We start from the raw sequence: 20,522 nt of genomic DNA on the forward strand, positions 1-20,522 counted from the left end.
ATAGTGGGTAGTTGCGCTCTTGGATTCCCCCTGCCCTCATATGGTGGTCGGCTGTGCCTGTGCGCCCCTTGCGCGAATGCTGTTCCCGCGCGAGAGTGCGTCGCGCGGGCTTCGGGGACCGGAGCACTTCACTCACGACAAGGAAACGAGCCCTCGCCCGGGCCCACGGAGGTAATCCCCTTGGCTGCTGCGCGCAACGCATCCAACCCCACCACCACCCCCAAGAACGGCCGCGGAGCATCCCGCCTCTCGTTCGCCAAGATCTCCGACACGCTGACGGTCCCTGACCTGCTCGCCCTGCAGACCGAGTCCTTCGACTGGCTCGTCGGCAACGACGCATGGAAGGCGCGCGTCGCCGAAGCCAAGGCCGCCGGTCGCACCGACGTCCCCGAGGTCTCCGGTCTCGAGGAGATCTTCGAGGAGATCTCGCCGATCGAAGACCTGAGCGAGACGATGCAGCTCTCGTTCACCAACCCCTACCTCGAGCCCGAGAAGTACTCCATCGAGGAGTGCAAGGAGCGCGGCAAGACCTACGCCGCGCCTCTGTACGTCGAGGCCGAGTTCATGAACCACCAGACCGGTGAGATCAAGACCCAGACGGTCTTCATGGGCGACTTCCCGCTCCAGACCGACAAGGGCACGTTCATCATCAACGGCACCGAGCGCGTCGTCGTCTCGCAGCTCGTGCGCTCGCCGGGTGTGTACTTCGACAAGACGCCCGACAAGACGTCCGACAAGGACATCGTCTCGGCGCGCATCATCCCGAGCCGCGGCGCGTGGCTCGAGTTCGAGGTCGACAAGCGCGATCAGGTCGGCGTCCGCATCGACCGCAAGCGCAAGCAGTCCGTGACCGTCTTCCTCAAGGCGCTGGGACTCACCAGTGAGCAGATCCTGGAGGAGTTCGCGGGCTTCGAGTCGATCGAGGAGACCCTCTCGAAGGACACGATCCTCACCAAGGAGGACGCGCTCCGCGACATCTACCGCAAGCTGCGTCCGGGCGAGCAGGTCGCCGCCGAGGCCGCGCGTGCGCTGCTGGACAACTTCTACTTCAACCCGAAGCGCTACGACCTCGCGAAGGTGGGTCGCTACAAGATCAACCAGAAGCTCGGCCTGCGCGCCGACCTGACGGAGTCGGTGCTGACGGTCGAGGACATCGTCGCGACCATCAAGTACCTCGTCCGCCTGCACCGCGGCGACGAGACGTTCGAGGGCTACCGCAACGGCAAGCTCACCGAGATCCGCCTCGACGTCGACGACATCGACAACTTCGGCAACCGCCGCATCCGCGCGGTCGGCGAGCTCATCCAGAACCAGGTCCGCACCGGTCTGTCGCGCATGGAGCGCGTCGTCCGCGAGCGCATGACCACGCAGGACATCGAGGCGATCACGCCGCAGACCCTGATCAACGTGCGCCCGGTCGTGGCCGCGATCAAGGAGTTCTTCGGCACGTCGCAGCTGTCGCAGTTCATGGATCAGAACAACCCGCTCGCGGGCCTGACCCACAAGCGCCGCCTGTCGGCGCTGGGCCCCGGCGGTCTGTCGCGTGAGCGCGCCGGCGTCGAGGTCCGTGACGTCCACCCGTCGCACTACGGCCGCATGTGCCCGATCGAGACGCCGGAAGGCCCGAACATCGGCCTCATCGGCTCGCTCGCGTCGTTCGCGCGCATCAACGCCTTCGGCTTCATCGAGACGCCGTACCGCAAGGTCGTGAACGGCAAGGTCACCGACCAGATCGACTACCTCACCGCGTCGGAGGAGGACGACTACATCGTCGCCCAGGCCAACGCGCGACTGAAGCCCGACGGCCACTTCGCCGACGACCGCGTGCTCGCCCGCAAGAAGGGCGGCGAGGTCGACCTGTTCCCGGCCGAGGAGATCGGCTACATGGACGTCTCGCCGCGCCAGATGGTGTCGGTGGCGACCTCGCTCATCCCGTTCCTCGAGCACGACGACGCGAACCGCGCGCTCATGGGCGCGAACATGCAGCGTCAGGCTGTGCCGCTCCTGCGCTCGGAGGCCCCGCTCGTGGGCACCGGCATGGAGGGCTACGCGGCGATCGACGCGGGTGACGTCGTCATCGCGGAGCGTCCGGGCGTCGTGGTCGAGGTCTCGGCCGACGTCGTGACGGTCCAGCTCGACGAGGGCGGCACGCAGGACTACTACCTGCGCAAGTTCGACCGCTCCAACCAGGGCACGTCGTACAACCAGCGCGTCGTCGTCTCGGCCGGCGACCGCGTCGAGGCCGGCGAGGTCATCGCCGACGGCCCGGCGACGGAGAACGGCGAGCTCGCGCTCGGCAAGAACCTCCTCGTCGCGTTCATGACGTGGGAGGGCCACAACTTCGAGGACGCGATCATCCTCAGCCAGAACCTCGTGAAGGACGACACCCTCTCCTCGATCCACATCGAGGAGTACGAGGTGGACGCCCGCGACACGAAGCTCGGCAAGGAGGAGATCACGCGCGACCTGCCGAACGTGAGCCCCGACCTGCTGAAGGACCTCGACGAGCGCGGCATCATCCGCATCGGCGCCGAGGTGCGTCCCGGCGACATCCTCGTCGGCAAGGTCACGCCGAAGGGCGAGACGGAGCTCTCGGCCGAGGAGCGCCTGCTCCGCGCGATCTTCAACGAGAAGAGCCGCGAGGTGCGCGACACGTCGCTCAAGGTCCCGCACGGCGAGGCCGGCACGATCATCGCGGTCAAGGAGTTCAACGCCGAGGAGGGCGACGACGAGCTCGGCTCGGGCGTCAACCGCCGCGTCGTGGTCTACATCGCCCAGAAGCGCAAGATCACCGAGGGCGACAAGCTCGCGGGCCGCCACGGCAACAAGGGCGTCATCGCGAAGATCCTCCCCGTCGAGGACATGCCGTTCCTCGCGGACGGCACGCCGGTCGACGTGATCCTGAACCCGCTGGGCATCCCGGGCCGCATGAACTTCGGCCAGGTGCTCGAGACCCACCTCGGGTGGATCGCGAAGCAGGGCTGGAAGATCGAGGGCGAGCCCGAGTGGGCCATGCGCCTTCCCGAGGCCGCCCGCGAGGCAGCCCCGGGCACGAAGGTCGCGACCCCCGTGTTCGACGGCGCGTCCGAGGACGAGATCGTCGGGCTGCTCGACTCGACGCTGCCGACGCGCGACGGCGAGCGTCTCATCGACTCGTCGGGCAAGACCGTCCTGTTCGACGGTCGCTCGGGCGAGCCGTTCCCGGCTCCGATCTCGGTCGGCTACATGTACATCCTGAAGCTGCACCACCTCGTGGACGACAAGATCCACGCGCGATCGACGGGCCCGTACTCGATGATCACGCAGCAGCCGCTGGGTGGTAAGGCGCAGTTCGGCGGTCAGCGCTTCGGTGAGATGGAGGTGTGGGCGCTCGAGGCCTACGGCGCGGCGTACGCGCTCCAGGAGCTCCTCACGATCAAGTCCGACGACATCCTCGGCCGCGTCAAGGTGTACGAGGCCATCGTCAAGGGCGAGAACATCCAGGAGCCCGGCATCCCCGAGTCGTTCAAGGTGCTCATGAAGGAGATGCAGTCGCTCTGCCTGAACGTCGAGGTCCTCTCGGCAGACGGCACGGCGGTCAACCTCCGCGACACCGACGACGACGCCTTCCGTGCGGCCGAAGAGCTCGGCATCAACATCTCCACCCGGTTCGAGTCCTCGTCGATCGACGAGATCTGAACCAGGCCAGGACCCTTCGACTAGCTCAGGGACCGAGTCCCAAGAATTCCGACACAGGAGAATCAGTGCTCGACGCAACAACTTTCGATGAGCTTCGCATCGGCCTGGCCACCGCCGACGACATCCGTCGCTGGTCGTATGGTGAGGTCAAGAAGCCCGAGACCATCAACTACCGCACGCTGAAGCCGGAGAAGGACGGCCTCTTCGGCGAGCAGATCTTCGGACCCTCCCGTGACTGGGAGTGTGCGTGCGGCAAGTACAAGCGCGTCCGCTTCAAGGGCATCGTGTGCGAGCGCTGCGGCGTGGAGGTCACCAAGTCCTCCGTCCGCCGCGAGCGCATGGGCCACATCGAGCTCGCCGCGCCCGTCACCCACATCTGGTACTTCAAGGGCGTCCCGTCGCGCCTCGGGTACCTGCTCGACATGGCGCCGAAGGACCTCGAGAAGGTCATCTACTTCGCCGCCTACATGGTGATCTCCGTCGACGAGGAGGCGCGCCACCGCGACCTCGCGACGCAGGAGAGCAACATCCGCCTCGAGATCAAGACGCTCGGCGACCGCCGTGACGCCAAGATCGCGAACCGCCTCCAGAAGCTGGAGGAGGAGCTCGCCGCACTCGAGGAGGAGGGCGCCAAGGCCGACCAGAAGAAGAAGGCCAAGGACGCCGCCGAGAAGGACATGGCGCAGTACCGCAAGAGCGCGGACGACCAGATCGCCAAGCTCGAGCGCGTGTGGGAGGACTTCCGCACGCTCGAGGTCGGCCAGCTCAAGGGCGAAGACGAGATCTTCCACGAGCTGCAGGACCGGTTCGGCCAGTACTTCGAGGCGTACATGGGCGCCGAGGCGATCAAGCGTCGCCTCGAGTCGTTCGACCTGCAGGGCGAGGCCGAAAGCCTGCACCAGCAGATCGCCGAGGGCAAGGGCCAGCGCAAGATCCGCGCGATCAAGCGCCTCAAGGTGGTCAACTCGTTCCTCGCGACGGGCATGAGCCCGGCCGCGATGGTCCTCGACGTCGTGCCGGTGATCCCGCCGGAGCTGCGTCCGATGGTCCAGCTCGACGGCGGTCGCTTCGCCACGAGCGACCTGAACGACCTGTACCGCCGCGTCATCAACCGCAACAACCGCCTCCGTCGCCTGATCGACCTCGGTGCGCCCGAGATCATCGTCAACAACGAGAAGCGGATGCTGCAGGAGGCCGTCGACGCGCTGTTCGACAACGGCCGCCGCGGCCGTCCCGTCACGGGCACGGGCAACCGTGCGCTCAAGTCGCTGTCCGACATGCTCAAGGGCAAGCAGGGCCGGTTCCGCCAGAACCTGCTCGGCAAGCGCGTGGACTACTCGGGCCGTTCGGTCATCGTCGTGGGTCCGCAGCTCAAGCTGCACCAGTGCGGTCTGCCGAAGCAGATGGCGCTCGAGCTGTTCAAGCCGTTCGTCATCAAGCGCCTGATCGACCTCGGTCACTCGCAGAACATCAAGGCGGCCAAGCGCGCCGTCGAGCGCACGCGCCCCGAGGTGTGGGACGTGCTCGAGGAGATCATCCGCGAGCGCCCCGTGCTCCTCAACCGTGCGCCCACGCTGCACCGCCTCGGCATCCAGGCCTTCGAGCCGCAGCTCGTCGAGGGCAAGGCCATCCAGCTGCACCCGCTCGTGTGCGCCGCGTTCAACGCGGACTTCGACGGTGACCAGATGGCCGTGCACCTGCCGCTGTCGGTCGAGGCGCAGGCCGAGGCCCGCATCCTGATGCTGGCGTCGAACAACATCCTCAAGCCGTCGGACGGCCGCCCGGTGACCCTGCCCTCGCAGGACATGATCATCGGTCTGCACCACCTGACGACGATCAAGGAGGGTGCTGTCGGCGAGGGCCGCGTGTTCGGCTCGGTCGCCGAGGCGATCCTGGCGCGCGACGAGGGCACCCTCGACCTGCAGGCCAAGGTCCGCATCCGCATCCCGGGTCTCACGTTCCTCGAGGGCGAGGCCCCCAAGGGCTACGAGCGCCACGGTCTCGTGGACGCCTCGCTGGGCCAGGCGATCTTCAACGACACGCTCCCCAAGGGCTACCCGTTCGTTCGCGAGCAGGCCGACAAGGGCAAGCTGTCGCAGATCGTCAACAAGCTCGCCGAGGAGTACCCGAAGGTGGAGGTCGCCGCGACGCTCGACCGCATCAAGGACGCCGGCTTCTACTGGGCCACGCGTTCGGGTGTGACGGTCGCGCTCAGCGACATCCTCACGCCGCCGAACAAGCAGGAGATCGTCGCGCAGTACGAGAAGCAGGCTGCGAAGGTCCAGGCTCAGTTCGAGAAGGGTCTCACGACCGACGCCGAGCGTCGTCAGGAGCTCATCAAGATCTGGACCGAGGCGACCGACGAGGTCCAGAAGGCGATGCGCGAGAACTTCCCGGCCGACAACACCATCAACCGCATGGTGTCGTCGGGCGCTCGAGGCAACTGGCTGCAGATCCGCAACATCGCGGGTATGCGCGGTCTCGTGAACAACCCGAAGGGTGAGATCATCCCGCGTCCGATCATCTCCTCGTACCGCGAGGGTCTGTCGGTGGCGGAGTACTTCATCGCGACGCACGGTGCCCGCAAGGGTCTGGCCGACACGGCCCTCCGTACGGCCGACTCGGGTTACCTCACGCGTCGTCTCGTGGACGTCTCGCAGGATGTCATCATCCGCGAGGACGACTGCGGCACGACGAAGGGCCTCGAGCTCCCGATCGCCGCACCGTCGTTCGACGGCACGCTCGTGAAGGACCCGAACGTCGAGAACTCGGTGTTCGCCCGCACGCTCGCCGCCGACGTGGTCGACGCCCAGGGCACGGTGCTCGCGGAGGCCGGCCAGGACGTCGGCGACCAGCTCATCGACCGCCTCGTCGAGGCGGGCATCGAGACCATCAAGGTCCGTTCGGTGCTCACATGCGACTCGGCTGTCGGCGTCTGCGCCCGCTGCTACGGTCGCTCGCTCGCGACCGGCAAGATGGTCGACATCGGCGAGGCCGTGGGCATCATCGCGGCCCAGTCGATCGGCGAGCCCGGCACGCAGCTGACGATGCGTACGTTCCACACCGGTGGTTCGGCGTCGGCGGACGACATCACCCAGGGTCTGCCGCGCGTGCAGGAGCTCTTCGAGGCCCGCACCCCGAAGGGCGCGTCGCCGATCGCCGAGGCCGACGGCCGCATCACGATCGAGGAGACCGACCGCTCGAAGAAGGTCATCCTGACGCCCGACAACGGCGACGAGCCGCACGTCTACCCGGTGCTCAAGCGCGCGACGCTGCTGGTCGAGGACGGCCAGCACGTCACGGTCGGCCAGCCGCTGCAGGTCGGCACGCTCGACCCCAAGGAGGTCATGCGCGTGCAGGGTGCCCGCGAGGTGCAGAAGTACCTCGTCAACGGCGTCCAGGGCGTGTACCGCTCGCAGGGTGTGCCGATCCACGACAAGCACATCGAGGTCATCGTGCGCCAGATGCTGCGCAAGGTCACGGTCGTCGATCACGGCGACACGAGCCTGCTTCCCGGTGAGCTGGTGGACTTCAAGCGCTACCAGCAGATCAACCGCGAGGCCGTGGCGGAGGGCAAGCGCCCCGCGTCGGGTCGTCCGGAGCTGATGGGCATCACGAAGGCGTCGCTCGCGACGGAGTCGTGGCTGTCGGCCGCGTCCTTCCAGGAGACCACCCGCGTCCTCACGCAGGCGGCCATGGAAGGCAAGAGCGACCCGCTCGTCGGCCTCAAGGAGAACGTCATCATCGGAAAGCTCATCCCCGCCGGCACGGGACTTGCGAAGTACCGCAACGTCATCGTGGAGGCGACGGAGGAGGCCAAGAGCGAGCGGTACCCCAACCGCATCTTCGCCTCGGACGGCGCGTTCAGCGACGCCGACCTGAGCTACGTCGACTTCGACAGCTTCTCGACGGACGACTTCTCGGGCAATTACAACTGACCCGCGAACGTCTCACAGAGGAAGGCCCCCGGCGCGATGCCGGGGGCCTTCCTCCACTCATGCGGGCGGATGCCGCAGCCGCTGCCTCAGAAACGCTGCTGTTCCGGCGAGACGCTCTCCTTGACGTGCTCCGTCGTGTCGCGCGCCTCCTCCTTGACATGCTCGGCGGCGTCGACGGCTTCGGATCTCACCTGCTCGAAGGCGTCGCGCGCGGGCTCCTTGAGCTCCGATGCGACCTGCTTCGCGGCATCCGTCGCCGAGTCGACGATCGGCTGTGCGGATGCGCGCAGCGAGCGGGCCATGCGGCGCTCCGCCTGGGACGGCGGGGCGAGCGACGCCGCGAGCCAGCCGAGGCCGAGCGCGACGAGGCCCACCGCGATGGGCGCCCCCTGCGCCGCGCCGGCGGCGCGCTTGGGCAGTTCGCGCACGCCCTCCGCCGCGCTTCCTGCGGCATCGGATGTCGCGTGGCCGACGTCCTCGGCCACGCCCATGACGCGGTGCTTGACGTCTTCGAACGCGCGCCGCATGCGCGACTTCTGGCGTTCGACGATCTTGCCCGGCATGACCTTGTCCGCCAAGGCGTCGACGTCGCGTCCGAGCTCTTCGCGGGTCACCTCGATGTCGGCGCGGAGCTGGTCGGGGTTGGTGGAAGTGCTGGGGGTGCTCATGATCTGTTCTCCTCGTTCCTCTTGAGCGCGTCCGGGATCTCTTTGACCGTCTCGACGGTGCGCGGGGCGCCGCGCACCGAGCGCAGCCGGCTCATGCCGACCGCGTACAGCACGGCGGCGATCGCCGCCCAGATGACGGCGACGATGACGGCCGCCCACCCGTCGTCGATCACTTCGGCCAGCGCCGCCCACAGCGCGAGCGACAGGAACAGGAGCGTCATCGCCGCTCCGTAGGCTGCCGCCGCCATGAGGCCGGAGCCGATTCCCGCGCGTTTCGCCGATTCGGCGAGCTCGGCCTTTGCGAGCTCGAGCTCCTGGCGCATCAGCACGGACATGTCGCGCGTGACCTCGCCGACGAGCTCTCCGAGCGACGTGTTCGCCGCCTTCTCCTGGGATGGCGTGGGCATGTCGGTCATCGTCGCGCCTCGCCGCTCGGCGACCACTCGTCGTGGGCGTACTCGCCTTCGTTCACGAGTCCCTGCGGCCGCGTGCCTGCGTCGACGCCGGGTGCTCCGCCGGTCTCGGCCGCGAGTGCATCCGCGATCGGCGTCTCACCGGTCGCGTCCGTCGCGAGGGGATATCCGGCGGATCCGCCGCCCCCGGCGCCCGTGGACCGCTGAGACGAACCGTTCGACGACCCGTCGCCGTTCGACATGAGGGCGCGCGTGAGCCTTCCGGCGACGACGCCGACGCCCACGGCGATGAGCAGGAACGCGCCGGTGTGGCGCCGCGCGAAGCTGCGCACCTCGTGGACGAGGTCGGCCGGCTCGCGCTGGTCGAGCCACGACGCCGCGTCGCGCGTCCTCTCCCCGATCGTTCGGATGATCCCCGTCGCGACGCCGTCCGATTCGGCGGATTGCGCCATCCCGACGAGCTGATCGCCCGTCGTGCGCAGGGATCCGGAGGCGCGCCGCTGCTGATGAGACGCCTGCTCGGTCAGCTGGTGACGCGTCTCGTCGAAGAAGCCCCGCGCGGCCGTCTTGGCTTTGTGCGCGACGTTGCCGAGCTCGTCTCCGGCGACACCGGCGACATGCTTCGCGCCGGCGTCGACTTCGCCGACGGCAGCGGTCGCCCGCTCCTTGAGCTCGTCCCTCTTGGATTCCGTTCCGGTCGATGAGCCCGCTTCGTATGCAGACATCTGGTCCTCCACTCTCTTCGGCGGATGGGGGTCCCGGGAGCTGGTCGGCTCCGTGGGCTCCGCCGTGGCCGACTACCGTCTCCCGGAGCAGCGGACCGCACAGAAGGGGTCGCTTCTGCGAGAACCGCGAGGTATCCTGCGCGGGCCCGGGCGCGCGAGCCTGCGGGACTCCTGCGCGCCGTGCCGGGGCATCCGTCATCGCGGCCTACCGTGGAGGTCTCGGAGGAATCCATGGCGCGGACCGGCGGTCGGAATCTGTGGATCGCGGTGCCGGCAGGGTTGCTGTGCGCCGCGATCGTGGTCGCGCTCGCCTATTTCGCGATGCCGATGGTTCCGCTCAGTGTCGCGTGGGCGGGCGAGGTGCTTCGCGCGGCGACGACGCCGAAGGATCCGGGCGAAACGCCGACGCCCATCGCGATGGCGGAGCGCCCCGACTGCCGGGACCTCTTCCCGGACGACCTGTGGATCGAGCTCGTGTGGTCCCGTGACGCGCTTCTCGCGCAGTCGATCGCCGTGCCCGACACGATGCCGCCGACGCTCGTCGAGGCGCTCACCCCGACGGTGCTCGTGACGTGCGTGTGGCGCGGCACCGACGGGCGCCAGCTCGTCACATCGCTCGCGCGGATTCCGGACGAGACGGCGCCCATCGCCGAGGCGTCGCTGCGTGCCGAGGGCTTCCTATGCCGCAAGGTCGCGGGCGGCGCCCTCATCTGCCGGCAGCCGTCGGGCGACAACCTCGTGCAGCAGGTGCTGCGCGACGGCGTGTGGCTTTCGATCGCCGAACGCGGATGGCATCCTCCCGGGTTCGCCGACCGTCTTACCGCGCACGTTTGGGGGTGATGCGCATCACCCCCAGAGCGCGGCGATGATCGAGTCGGTGTAGCCGGACGGGGCCAGGTTCGAGTACCGCGTGTCGATGAGGATGTCGTCTCGCCAGAACAGCGTGCGACCGTCGGTGACGGGGTACTGCTCGTTCTGCCACGTCTTCTCGCAGCGCGTGCCGAGGTCGGGTGTGTAGCACGTGAAGTCCTCGTCGTCGGCGAGCTCGTTCAGCAGATCGAGCGCAGGTCCGCGCGACATGTACCGGATCGTCGTGACGAGACTCGTGGTGTCGGCGCCGGGGTCGGCCCACACGCAGATGAGGCTGCCGTCCGGCTGCGGCCCCGACGGCCCGAAGGCCTCGTCGTTGAGCGGCACGCCCTGCAGCTGGTCGAGCACCGACGAGCTCAGGATGGTGCGACAGTCGTCCGGGAGCTCGGGGATCGCGGCGGTCGAGGTGGGGGTCGGCGCGGGGGATCCGGTCGCCGTCGGTGACGACGTCCCGTGCGCGTCGGCGGACGGCGTCGGCGCGGCCGCGTCGTCGGGCGCACAGCCGGTGAGCGCGAAGGCGAGCAGGACGGATGCCGCGGCCGCCGCCGCCGGGCCACGTCGATGCGACATGCGGTCACGATATCCGCGCAGCGCGCCGACGACGCGCGACGCCCGGGCGATCCGCGAACGAGGCGAGGGGCCGGCGGGAAACGCCGCGTGTTCTCGGCACGCCTCCGTGGCCACGCGGAGGCGGGGCGCTACCCTCGCCCTGCGGGGAACCGCCCCGCGTGAGGAGTCGATCCCGCATGAGTGACCCCACGAACCGTCCCGGCGAGCCCGCCGAGGAGCCGCGTGACGTCGATGGCGTTCTCGGCAGCGTGAACGAGAGCTTGGCCGAGGCCGACGCCGCCGGACGCGAAGCGGTGGGGGAGCCCGCGCCCGCTGAGCCCTCGCCGACGGGCGCCGAGCCCGTGATGGTCGAGCAGGAGCCCGCCGTCGAGCGGGAGCCGGTGGTGGTCGAGCAGGAGCCGGTGGTCGCCGAGCAGGAGCCGGTGACCGGGTCGGCCGCCGCGGATGCCGACGCCACGACCGCCTACGACACGACGACTTCCGATGCCGGAGACGCCACGATGCACGATGCCCCCACCACCGCCTACGACGAGTACGCGCGCTCGGCCGACTCTCCCGTCGTGACCTCGAGCGAGCCCGTCATGACGACGGGGGCAGCCGCCGGAGCCGCTGCCGCTTCTCCGCAGCCGATCTTCGTGCAGGCCCCCGAGCCGCCGCGCGCGCGGGGGAACCGCGCCGCCGCCGGCGCGATCGGCCTGCTCGCCGCGCTCGCGTTCGCCGTGCTGTATCTCGGAGCGTGGCTCGGGTTCGGCGCGCTCGCGGGCGACGTGACGATCGACAACGTCGCCGAGACCGCGCTCGAGGCGCTCGGCACGTGGGCGATGTGGGTGCCGGTGGTCGTGTTCTTCATCGCCTTCTGGCTGCTCGGCGCGATCATCAACCGCGGACGTTGGGGCGCCTGGGTCATCTGGGGCATCCTCGTCGGCTTCGCTGCCTACGGCGGACACCTGCTCGGGCAGCTCTTCCAGGCACCGTTCTGGATGCTGACGGCGAGCGAAGGAGCCCAGCTCGTCGAGAGCCAGCTGCTCGCGCCGCTCGCGATCGCCGCCTTCGTCTTCGGCCGTGAGCTCACGATCTGGTTCGGCGCGTGGGCCGCCGCGCGCGGCAAGCGCGTGACCGAGCTGAACGACGCCGCGATGTACGAGTACGAGCGCACGCTCGAGGCGGGTCCGACGATCGTCCGTCCGTGATGGACGGTGAGCAGGGACCGCCGCAGCCTCCGCCCCAGGGCGGCCCCATCCGCAAGTCGTACGCGCTCGCGTTCGCGACGGTCGCGTTCATCGCGCTCGAGATCGCGGGCCTCGGCATGGCGACGCTCCTCCTCGACGAAGATGTGGTCGCGGCATCCGGTCTCGGCCCGTGGCCGGCCATCGCGAGCACCGGGCTCGCGACGATCGTCTTCGCCGCCGGGCTCGCCCTCGCCCTGCGCGCCGTTCCTCCGTCGTACTGGAGCGCCGCGTGGATCGCGCTCGCGACGGCGCTGGCCTACGTCGCGGGCGCGTGGTTCGGCTGCCTGTTCGCGGGCGCAGACCTCGCGGTCGCGGGGTCGGTCGCCGGGCGCATCGCCACGAGCTGGTTCGGCGTCGTCGTGCTCGCTGCCGCGGCGGTCTCGGCGTGGGGCGGCGTCGCCCTCACGCGCACCCGCGCGCACCGACCGCGCTGGCCGTGGGAGGACGACGAGGGCGAATGAGGGGAAACGCCGAGTGACCTCGGAATCTTCGTGCGCGCGATCCGGCGCGGTCGGGCTACCGTAGGAGGATGGAGCGGTCGCTCGAGACCCGCGTGAGCCAGGCTGTCGACGCCTGGCTCAAGTGGCTGCCGCGCTGGGAGCCCGCGACGCACCGCGGTCGCGTGGCGCCGTGTCGGCGCTGCTTCGGGTCTCCCGTGCTGTCGGCCGCCGGGCTCGGCACCGATGTGCCGCACGGCGTGCAGCACGGGCTCTCGACGCGCATCAAGACGATCGTCGATCAGGCGGTCGCCGAGTACACGGCACGCAACCTCCCGATGCTCCAGGCAGAGCTCGACCAGCAGGCCGCGCGCAACCGCGCCCGCAGCTACCGTCCCACGGAGGGTCTCGACCCCGAGTTCGAGGGGCTGCCGCTCGACCCCGACCCTGTTCCCGGGGCGCCGTTCCTCTTCACGATCGCGGGACTCGCCGAAGAGGCGGATGCCGACGTGCCGGCCCTGCCGCCGCTCAGCGAAGAGGCCAAGGCCGCCCTGCGCCAGGAGGTCGGGCTCGCCGACGACTACGCGAACATGATCGGCCGCGAGGTGTGCGCGATCCTGCTGCATCACCGCCTGCGGATCCAGGCCGCGATCGCCCAGTACGTCGAGCCGCAGATCGAGGCGATGCTGCAGGAGCTGACCCAGTCGCTCGACGTGCCGTTCGACCCGCTCGACGGGTCGCAGGACTAGAACCCGACGAAGCCGCATCCGGACCGGGGGAGGGCTGTGGATAAAGGCGGCTCTCTCATGGGCCTTTGTTAGCATGACGGGGCCGAAGCGGATGCGCGAACGAGGGGCGTTGGGGACCCTCGGCTCCGTCCAGCAGGGAGGATCGTGGCGACCAGACTCCCCTCAGCGCCGCCCATTCTGCCGGGGCTGTCCTACATCCGACCGCTCGGATCGGGTGGCTTCGCCGATGTCTTCCTCTACGAGCAGGACATGCCGCGCCGCGATGTCGCGGTCAAGGTGCTCCCCAGCGACGTGCGCGACCCCGACCTGCTCCGCATGTTCAACGCCGAGGCCGATGTGCTCGCGCACCTGTCGGCGCACCCGTCGATCGTCACGGTCTACCAGGCCGGGATCTCGGCCGACGGCCGCCCGTACATCGTCATGGAGTACTGCCCCGGCTCCCTCGCGCAGCGGTACCGCATCGAGCGGATCCCGGTCGACGAGGTGCTGCGCGTCGGCGTGAAGATGGCGTGCGCGCTCGAGTCCGCGCACCGCGCGGGGCTCGTCCACCGCGACGTCAAGCCGAGCAACATCCTCGTCACGACCTTCGGCGCCCCCGTGCTCGCCGATTTCGGCATCTCGTCGTCGCTCGCGCGGCAGACCGCCGACGAGGTGCTCGCGATGTCGATCCCGTGGAGCGCGCCCGAGGTGATCGCCGAGCAGACGGCGGGCTCGATCCCGAGCGAGGTGTGGAGCCTCGGTGCGACCGTGTACTCGCTGCTGGCCGGCCACAGCCCCTTCGAGCGGCGCGAGCGCGGCCAGAACAGCAAGGAGCAGCTGCGCCGCCGCATCGCGAAGGCCACCTACATGCCGATCACGCGCGCCGACGTGCCCCCCGCGCTGCAGGAGGTGCTCGCGACCGCGATGTCGCGCGACCCGCGGCAGCGGCATCCGTCGGCCCTCGTCTTCGCCGAGGCCCTGCGCCGCGTGCAGGCGTCGATGGGCCTCACGCCGACGCCGCTCGAGGTGCCCTCCGACGAGTGGACGCCCGTCTCCGACGAGGTCGACTTCACGGATGCCACCCCCCGCGGCCCCGTGCGCAGCAAGGTCGAGCACGAGAGCGCCCGCAAGCAGCCCGTCGCGGTCGGCGTCGCGGCCCTCGCGCGAGACGAGGAGACCGACTTCGCCGCTCCGGCGGCCTCGGCCGCCGTGTCGCGCCGCACCGCCGTATGGATCGTCGTCGGCGTCGCGGCGGCAGCGGTCGCCGTATCCGCCTCCGTCGTCTACTTCCTGCTGACCGGAGGCTCGTGATGCGCCGGAGCACCGCGATCGGGCTCGCGTCGACGACGGCCGTCGCCGCGCTCGTCGTGGGCATCGGCATCGTGTGGCCGGGTCTCGACGCGCAGGAGACGCCTCCCGTCGACACGTCGGTCTGGGCCCTGCAGACCGCCGACGGTCGTCGATATGCGCGCGTGAACACCGCTGTGCGCGAGCTCGACACGGTGCGGGCCGTCAGCAACCCGAACGACGTCGTGCAGTCGGGCGACCGCGCCTACATCTTCTCCGACAGCTACAGCAAGGTCACGCCGGTCGACCCCGTGCTGCCCGCCGATCTCGGCGAGGACGTGCTGCGGTCGTCGCCGACGACCCCGCAGGGGACGGTCGAGGTCGCCACCGCGGGGGACTTCGTGGCGTACGTGACCGACTCCGGAGCGGTATACGTCGGGCGGCTGTCGACGGGCGAGCCGAAGGAGCTCGAGCCGTATCCGTCCGACGACGAGGACGCGCCGCAGTACACGTCCGATGCGATCGCGGTGGATGAGCGCGGGCGCCTCTACTCCTACTCGTCGGCGGACGGCGCGGTGCTGCGCTACGACATCCCGGCGTCGGAGGTGCGCGGTCGCGACGAGCTCGACGGCGACGGTCTGACCGAGCCCATGATCTCGGCGGCGGGCAACCGCTGGGTCGTCGTGGACGCCGAAGACGGCGACGTGTGGGTGCGTGGCGTCGAGGACGCGTTCGAGGCCCCGCTGTCGGGAGCACCGGTCATCAGCGCGGCCGACGAGCGTGGTGACGCGGTGTACGTCGCCGACGACGCCGTGCTCGTGCGCGTGCCCGTCGACGGATCCGCGCCCACCGTGGTGCCGGGCACCGGCGGCGCGGGGCTCGGCACACCCGCGCGGCCCGTCGCACGCGACGGCGTCGTGTACGCCGCGTGGCTGCCGCAGGGCGAGGGCCCCGGCACGCTGTGGAGCTCCGAGACGGGCGCGTTCGAGCAGCTCGACTACGGCGGACAGTCGCTGGATGGCGAGCGGCGGCCGGTGTTCGTCAAGGGCGGCGGCGGCATGATCCTCAACGAGACCCGCACCGGGTGGGTGTGGACGATCCCCGACGGGCGGCTCGTCGAGTCGAGTCAGGACTGGAGTCTCGACGACGAGATCCAGCCCGACGCCGTCGAGAGCGAGGTCGAGGTCCCGGTCGTGATCGACCCGCGACCGCCGGTGGCGGAGCCGGATGCCTTCGGCGTACGCGCGGGCGCCCTCACGACGCTGCCCGTGCTGCTGAACGACCACGACCCGAACGGCGACGTGGTCAGCATCGATCCCGCTTCCGTCGCGGGCCTCGATCCCGCATTCGGCACGGTCTCGATCACCGACGACGGACAGCGGATCACCGTGCGCACCGAACCGGGCGCGACGGGGACGGCGGCCTTCTCGTACGCCGTCACCGACGGGACCGTCGAAGGCGGGCTCCCGTCCGATCCGGCGGTGGTGACGCTGACGATCACGTCGGGCGATTCGGCGCCGGTGTGGTGCGGAGTCGACGGATGCCTCGCGGAGTGGCCCGAGCCGGAGGTCGCGCGCGGCGGCACCGTCACGGTGCCCGTGCTGCCAGGCTGGGTCGACCCCGAGGGCGACCCGATGCTGCTGCTCGACGTGCGGAACCTGTCGGGCACGGGATCGGTCGCCGCGACCCCCGACGGCGACGTCGTGTACCAGCACAGCGACGACGGGTCGGGCGGCGCCGAGACGATCGAGCTCGACGTGACGATCTCCGACACGACGGGTCGCACCGCCAGCAAGACGCTCGTCGTGGAGGTCACGCCCGAGCCCGAGCTCCACGTGCAGTCGTTCGCGGTGATCGACTCCCTCGACGGTGCGATCACGGTCGACGTCGCGCCGCACGTGACCGGAACCGCGGGGACGCTGTCGCTCGAATCCGTCCGCGTCCTGGACGACGCCGACGCGATTGCGACAGCCGCGCGCGGCTCGACCGAGTTCGACTTCTCGGCGAGCGCACCCGGCACCTACCGCGTGGGCTTCACCGTGACGGACGGGACGAACGACGACACCGGCACGGCCCGCATCACCGTGCTCCCGTCCGACGCGCCCCCGCAGCTTGCGACCGCGCCCGTCGTCGCGTTCGTGCATCCGCAGCAGGATGCGACGCTCGACGTGTTCGTCGCGGTCGAGAACCCCACGCGCCGCGTGCTGCTGCTGAGCGACGTCGTCGCCACCGCAGACCCGGGGGCGTCTCTGTCGGTCGACGTCGTCGGCCAGAACTACCTGCGCGTGTCGGGCACGACTGCGACGAGCGAAGCCGGGCGCCTCGGCACCATCACATACACGGTCAGCGACGGCACCGCCGACCGAGGGGCGAGCGTGCAGGGCGAGGCCACCGTCTACCTGCTTCCCCTCGCACCGGAGCTCGCGCCGATCGCGGTCGACGATTCGCTCGTCGTGCGGGCGGGCGCGCAGATCGACATCCCGGTGCTCGACAACGACATCGCGCCCGCCGGGGGCCGACCGATCCTCAACCCCGCATCGATCAGGTCGTCGACCGACGACGCCCTCGCGTTCGCGGCGGGCGACACGCTGCGGTACCTCGCGCCCGAGGAGCCGGGCCAGTATCGCGTCGAGTACTCGGTGTACACCTCGGGAGCTCCCTCGCTCACCGACACCGCGGTCGTGCGCATCGACGTGCTGCCCAACGACGAGAACCGCGCCCCGCAGCCCCACACGCTCGAAGGGCGCGTGCTGAGCGGCCAGTCGACGGTCATCGAGTTCGACGGCTACGGCATGGATCCCGACGGCGATGTCGTGCGGCTCGACCAGATCGTGCAGCAGCCCGAGTACGGCGTCGCCACGATCTCGCCCGACGGCGAGTCGCTCGTGTACACGAGCGTCGCGGGATTCAGCGGTCAGGTGTCCTTCCGCTACCGAGTCGTCGACGCGTTCGGGCAGACGGGCGAGGCGACCGCACGCGTCGGCGTGCTCGACAGCCAGGCGAACCCGAGCCCGATCACGTTCACCGACTACGTGCAGGTGCAGGTGGGCGCGAGCAGCACGATCCGGGTGAGTCCGCTGTCGAACGACATCGATCCGACCATGGGGGAGCTCGCGATCACCGACGTCCGGCCCGATGTCGCGCCCACGCTCGACGACGGCGCCGAGAACCCCGAATACGAGCGGCTCGAGTCGCGTCTGCGCGAGGTGGACGACACGACGGTCGTCATCTCGGCGGGCAACACGCCGGGCACGATGGCGTTCCTCTACGACGTCGTCTCGTCGTCGGGCAACACCGGCCGCGGCCTCATCGTCGTCAAGGCCGTCCGCGAGAGCGTCCCCGACTTCCCGGTCGTCACCGACACGGTGCTCACCGCAGAATCGCGCGAAGACTTCCCGCGCGGTGTCGACGTGCTCACCGGCAAGGTGTCGTGGCCGTCCGGAGACGTCGACGACCTCGAGCTCGCGCTGTGGGGCGACCCCGACGACGTCACCGCCCAGGCCCGCCGCATCCGCGGACCGCTGCCCGAGACGACCCGCGTGATCCCCTTCTCGGTCACCGGCGAGGGCCAGTCGGGCGAGGTGACGACGTACGGGTTCCTGCGCGTGCCGGGCGAAGGCGACCTCGCGCTCGCGCTGCGCGCCGGGATGGGCGCGCGCAACGTGCGCGAGCTCGCGTCGGTGGCCTTCGACATGAGCGACCTCGTCGTCCGCCCGCGCGGCGCGGCCGTCGAGGTCGGCGACGGGGTCAAGGCATCCGGCGCCCGTCAAGGCGCGGCATGCGTTCGCGAGACGGGCACGACCGTGCGGTACGACGCCGGCGCGGGGGCGCCGTGGGCCGACGCGTGCCAGATCCCCGTGCGACTGGCCGGGCAGACCGAGTGGACCTACCTGTCGGTGCCCATCCGCGTCGAGCCGCTCGACCCGCAGCCCGAGCTGCGGGCGGGCTCGATGACGGTCGGGCCCGGCGAGACCGCGACCTTCGACCTGAAGGCCATGACCGAATGGCAGCTGCGTCCGGACTGGGACGGGATCGAGTACGCCCTCGATTACCAGGGCGCGGCGTTCGACGTCTCGCTCGACGGCTCCACCGTCACGGTGACCGGCGCCGACCGGGCCGTCCCGGGCACCGAAGAGGCCTCGATCGTGTCGGTCACCAGCCACGCGGGGGTCGAGCCGGTGCGGCTCATCCTGCGGGTCGGCGCCGCGCCCTCGACGCTGCCGCGCGGCGGATCCGTGACGCAGCAGTGCACCCAGGCGGCCGGCACCTCGTGCACGATCGAGGTCATCGGGGCCACCGGCGAGGTCAACCCCCTGCCGCGCACCCCGCTGCAGGTCGTCGACGTGAAGCCGACGGGCGCGTGCGTCGGGGTCACCTTCCAGGTGGCATCCGCGACATCCGTCACGGCTTCGTGGACCGCGGATGCCCCGGGCGCGACGTGCACCGCGGCGTTCTCGGTCAAGGACGCCCAGAACCGGCGCACCAACGCCGAGCGCGACGGAAAGCTCCTGCTCGACCTCCTCGGCTACCCGAAGGCGCCCGCGAGCCTGCGTCAGACGGCGTACGCGAACGGATCGCTCACGCTGCGGGTCGATCCGGGCGAGTCCGCGCTCGCGTACCCGGCGCTGTCGGGCTTCGTCGTCCGGTACGCGGGCGAGGTCGTCGCGCGGTGCGACGCGCAGGGGATCTGCCCATCGATCTCGGCGCCCAACGGCGAGCGACGGGTGTACGAGGCATCCGCGGTCAACGCCGTCGGCGAATCGCTCACGCGCGTCAGCACCGCCGCATGGGCCTACGACGCGCCGCCCGCACCCGCGTCGGTCAGCGCGAGGCCCGTCGTCACGGGCGGCGAAGGCGGCGTCGTCGCGCTCACGGTCGAGGGCGTCGACGCGAGCCAGACCGCGAGCCTCGAGGTCGCGAGCCCCGCGGGCGAGTTGCTGCGGGTGCCCGTGGGCCGCGGCCAGACCACCGTCGAGATCCCCTCCTACCGCGTCGGGTCCAACTCGACGTCGCCCATCACGGTGACGCCCTTCTCGCGTTTCGAGCTGCCGCCCGGGCTCGGGGGCACGACCTCCGGGTCGGCGGTCACGGTGTGGGCGAGCGGCATCGGCGCGCCGCGCGATCCGGTCCTCACGCTCACGTCGCAGTCATCGGGCGACGGCACGTCGATCGTGAGGGCGAACGGCTCCGCGACGCTCAACGGCGACGGATCGACGCTGCGGTTCGGCATCGTGCGAGACGGCCAGCCCTGCACCGCGACGCCCGACGGCGCGAGCGCGGTGTTCAGCGGCCTCCCCGACGGCGAGGAGTACGCCTTCACACTGTGTGCCGAGTCGTGGTTCGGCGACACGTCGTACGGGCGGGTGCTGACGACGGCGTCGGTGCGTGCCGTGCAGTCCGGTGCCGCTCCGACCGGGTGGACATTCGTCGTCGACGGCATCCCGAACGTGGGTGCGACCCGTGCGGACTGGGTCATCCGCGCGACGCCGACCTCGCCCGAGCGCATTCCCAACCGCAACCGCGTCGAGTTCAACCAGGGGATCCCGCCCGCCGTGTTCGACCGGGACCCCGGGCTGCAGGTGCGCTACGTGCACGAGCGCTGGGGGACCGCGACGCCGTGGGCGACGGTGGTGCCGGCCGCGGGCAGCGCGCCGTTCCAGCTTCAGGCCACGTGGTGGGTCGACTCGTGCGTGGGCGGCAGCCAGCTTCAGCCGCGAGGGGACTCGTCCTCGACACCCGCGGGCAAGGCGGCCATCGCGTTCTCGAACGCCGGACTGAGATACTTCGACGCGGCGGGCGCGCCTCTCGCGTCGACGCCCGGAGACTGGACCGTGCCCGTCGGCGCGGTGCGCGTCGAGGGCATCGGCGTGAGCGTCGACTGGTCGGCGCAGGGCTGGGGGCTCCAGCCGGCCACGACCACGTTCTCGGCCGCGTGCAACCCCAACCTTCCGCCCGAAGACCCTGAGCCCGCGCCATGAC

12 protein-coding genes are annotated in these 20,522 nt (G+C 70.3%); 8 read left to right on the forward strand and 4 right to left on the reverse strand.

The annotated features are described in order from the left end of the window. The first annotated feature begins 180 nt into the window (after window positions 1-180). Together rpoB and rpoC are read left to right on the forward strand one after the other, a co-directional pair. Complete coding sequence (rpoB, locus tag VNR19_RS05525) at window positions 181-3,678, forward strand: DNA-directed RNA polymerase subunit beta (protein WP_325724711.1); 3,498 nt, start codon at window positions 181-183, stop codon at window positions 3,676-3,678. 65 nt (window positions 3,679-3,743) lie between these two features. Continuing rightward, on the forward strand, window positions 3,744-7,616 hold the full coding sequence (rpoC, locus tag VNR19_RS05530; protein WP_325724713.1) for a DNA-directed RNA polymerase subunit beta': 3,873 nt from the start codon (window positions 3,744-3,746) through the stop codon (window positions 7,614-7,616). Between the two features lie 86 nt (window positions 7,617-7,702). Here the strand turns inward: rpoC and VNR19_RS05535 are convergent, their stop codons facing one another. Genes VNR19_RS05535 through VNR19_RS05545 form a run of 3 tightly spaced genes read right to left on the reverse strand, consistent with a single transcriptional unit; the run spans window position 7,703 to window position 9,422 of the window. Beyond that, entirely contained in the window at window positions 7,703-8,284 is a 582-nt protein-coding gene (locus VNR19_RS05535; RefSeq protein ID WP_325724715.1) for a DUF3618 domain-containing protein, read from the reverse strand. Continuing rightward, window positions 8,281-8,700 carry a phage holin family protein gene (locus VNR19_RS05540; RefSeq protein WP_325034474.1) on the reverse strand — a complete coding sequence of 140 codons (420 nt, stop codon included), beginning with the start codon at window positions 8,698-8,700 and terminating at the stop codon, window positions 8,281-8,283. The genes VNR19_RS05535 and VNR19_RS05540 overlap by 4 nt, the downstream gene beginning before the upstream one ends. Then, on the reverse strand, window positions 8,697-9,422 hold the full coding sequence (locus VNR19_RS05545; protein ID WP_325724717.1) for a hypothetical protein: 726 nt from the start codon (window positions 9,420-9,422) through the stop codon (window positions 8,697-8,699). The genes VNR19_RS05540 and VNR19_RS05545 overlap by 4 nt, the downstream gene beginning before the upstream one ends. Before the next feature lie 231 nt (window positions 9,423-9,653). Here VNR19_RS05545 and VNR19_RS05550 point away from each other — a divergent pair, with 231 nt between their 5' ends. After that, a complete protein-coding gene (locus VNR19_RS05550; protein WP_325724719.1) occupies window positions 9,654-10,262 on the forward strand; it encodes a hypothetical protein in 609 nt (202 codons plus the stop codon). Between the two features lie 6 nt (window positions 10,263-10,268). Here VNR19_RS05550 and VNR19_RS05555 read toward each other — a convergent pair whose 3' ends face one another. Next, complete coding sequence (locus VNR19_RS05555) at window positions 10,269-10,862, reverse strand: DUF3558 domain-containing protein (RefSeq protein ID WP_325724721.1); 594 nt, start codon at window positions 10,860-10,862, stop codon at window positions 10,269-10,271. A 176-nt stretch (window positions 10,863-11,038) separates the two neighbouring features. Here VNR19_RS05555 and VNR19_RS05560 point away from each other — a divergent pair, with 176 nt between their 5' ends. From VNR19_RS05560 to VNR19_RS05580, 5 genes are all read left to right on the forward strand, one after another. Further along, a complete protein-coding gene (locus VNR19_RS05560) occupies window positions 11,039-12,052 on the forward strand; it encodes an ABC transporter (RefSeq protein ID WP_325724723.1) in 1,014 nt (337 codons plus the stop codon). After that, window positions 12,052-12,552, forward strand: a complete 501-nt coding sequence (locus tag VNR19_RS05565; RefSeq protein ID WP_325724725.1) for a DUF6121 family protein — start codon at window positions 12,052-12,054, stop codon at window positions 12,550-12,552. The genes VNR19_RS05560 and VNR19_RS05565 overlap by 1 nt, the downstream gene beginning before the upstream one ends. Window positions 12,553-12,620: 68 nt before the next feature. Further along, window positions 12,621-13,277 carry a spermidine/putrescine ABC transporter substrate-binding protein gene (locus tag VNR19_RS05570; protein WP_325724727.1) on the forward strand — a complete coding sequence of 219 codons (657 nt, stop codon included), beginning with the start codon at window positions 12,621-12,623 and terminating at the stop codon, window positions 13,275-13,277. A 144-nt stretch (window positions 13,278-13,421) separates the two neighbouring features. Further along, complete coding sequence (locus VNR19_RS05575) at window positions 13,422-14,567, forward strand: serine/threonine-protein kinase (RefSeq protein WP_325724730.1); 1,146 nt, start codon at window positions 13,422-13,424, stop codon at window positions 14,565-14,567. Next, window positions 14,567-20,521 (forward strand): Ig-like domain-containing protein, encoded by a 5,955-nt coding sequence (locus tag VNR19_RS05580; RefSeq protein ID WP_325724732.1) that lies wholly within the window; start codon window positions 14,567-14,569, stop codon window positions 20,519-20,521. The genes VNR19_RS05575 and VNR19_RS05580 overlap by 1 nt, the downstream gene beginning before the upstream one ends. The last annotated feature ends 1 nt before the right edge of the window (window position 20,522 follow it).

It is taken from the genome of Microbacterium sp. (genome assembly GCF_035556355.1).
Classification (GTDB): Bacteria; Actinomycetota; Actinomycetes; order Actinomycetales; family Microbacteriaceae; genus Microbacterium.

Coding starts and splice junctions, on each gene's coding strand:
- VNR19_RS05535 (WP_325724715.1), bottom strand. CDS start 8,284: ATGAGCACCCCCAGCACTTCCACCAACCCCGACCAGCTCCGCGCCGAC.
- VNR19_RS05540 (WP_325034474.1), bottom strand. CDS start 8,700: ATGACCGACATGCCCACGCCATCCCAGGAGAAGGCGGCGAACACGTCG.
- VNR19_RS05545 (WP_325724717.1), bottom strand. CDS start 9,422: ATGTCTGCATACGAAGCGGGCTCATCGACCGGAACGGAATCCAAGAGG.
- VNR19_RS05550 (WP_325724719.1), top strand. CDS start 9,654: ATGGCGCGGACCGGCGGTCGGAATCTGTGGATCGCGGTGCCGGCAGGG.
- VNR19_RS05555 (WP_325724721.1), bottom strand. CDS start 10,862: ATGTCGCATCGACGTGGCCCGGCGGCGGCGGCCGCGGCATCCGTCCTG.
- VNR19_RS05560 (WP_325724723.1), top strand. CDS start 11,039: ATGAGTGACCCCACGAACCGTCCCGGCGAGCCCGCCGAGGAGCCGCGT.
- VNR19_RS05565 (WP_325724725.1), top strand. CDS start 12,052: ATGGACGGTGAGCAGGGACCGCCGCAGCCTCCGCCCCAGGGCGGCCCC.
- VNR19_RS05570 (WP_325724727.1), top strand. CDS start 12,621: ATGGAGCGGTCGCTCGAGACCCGCGTGAGCCAGGCTGTCGACGCCTGG.
- VNR19_RS05580 (WP_325724732.1), top strand. CDS start 14,567: ATGCGCCGGAGCACCGCGATCGGGCTCGCGTCGACGACGGCCGTCGCC.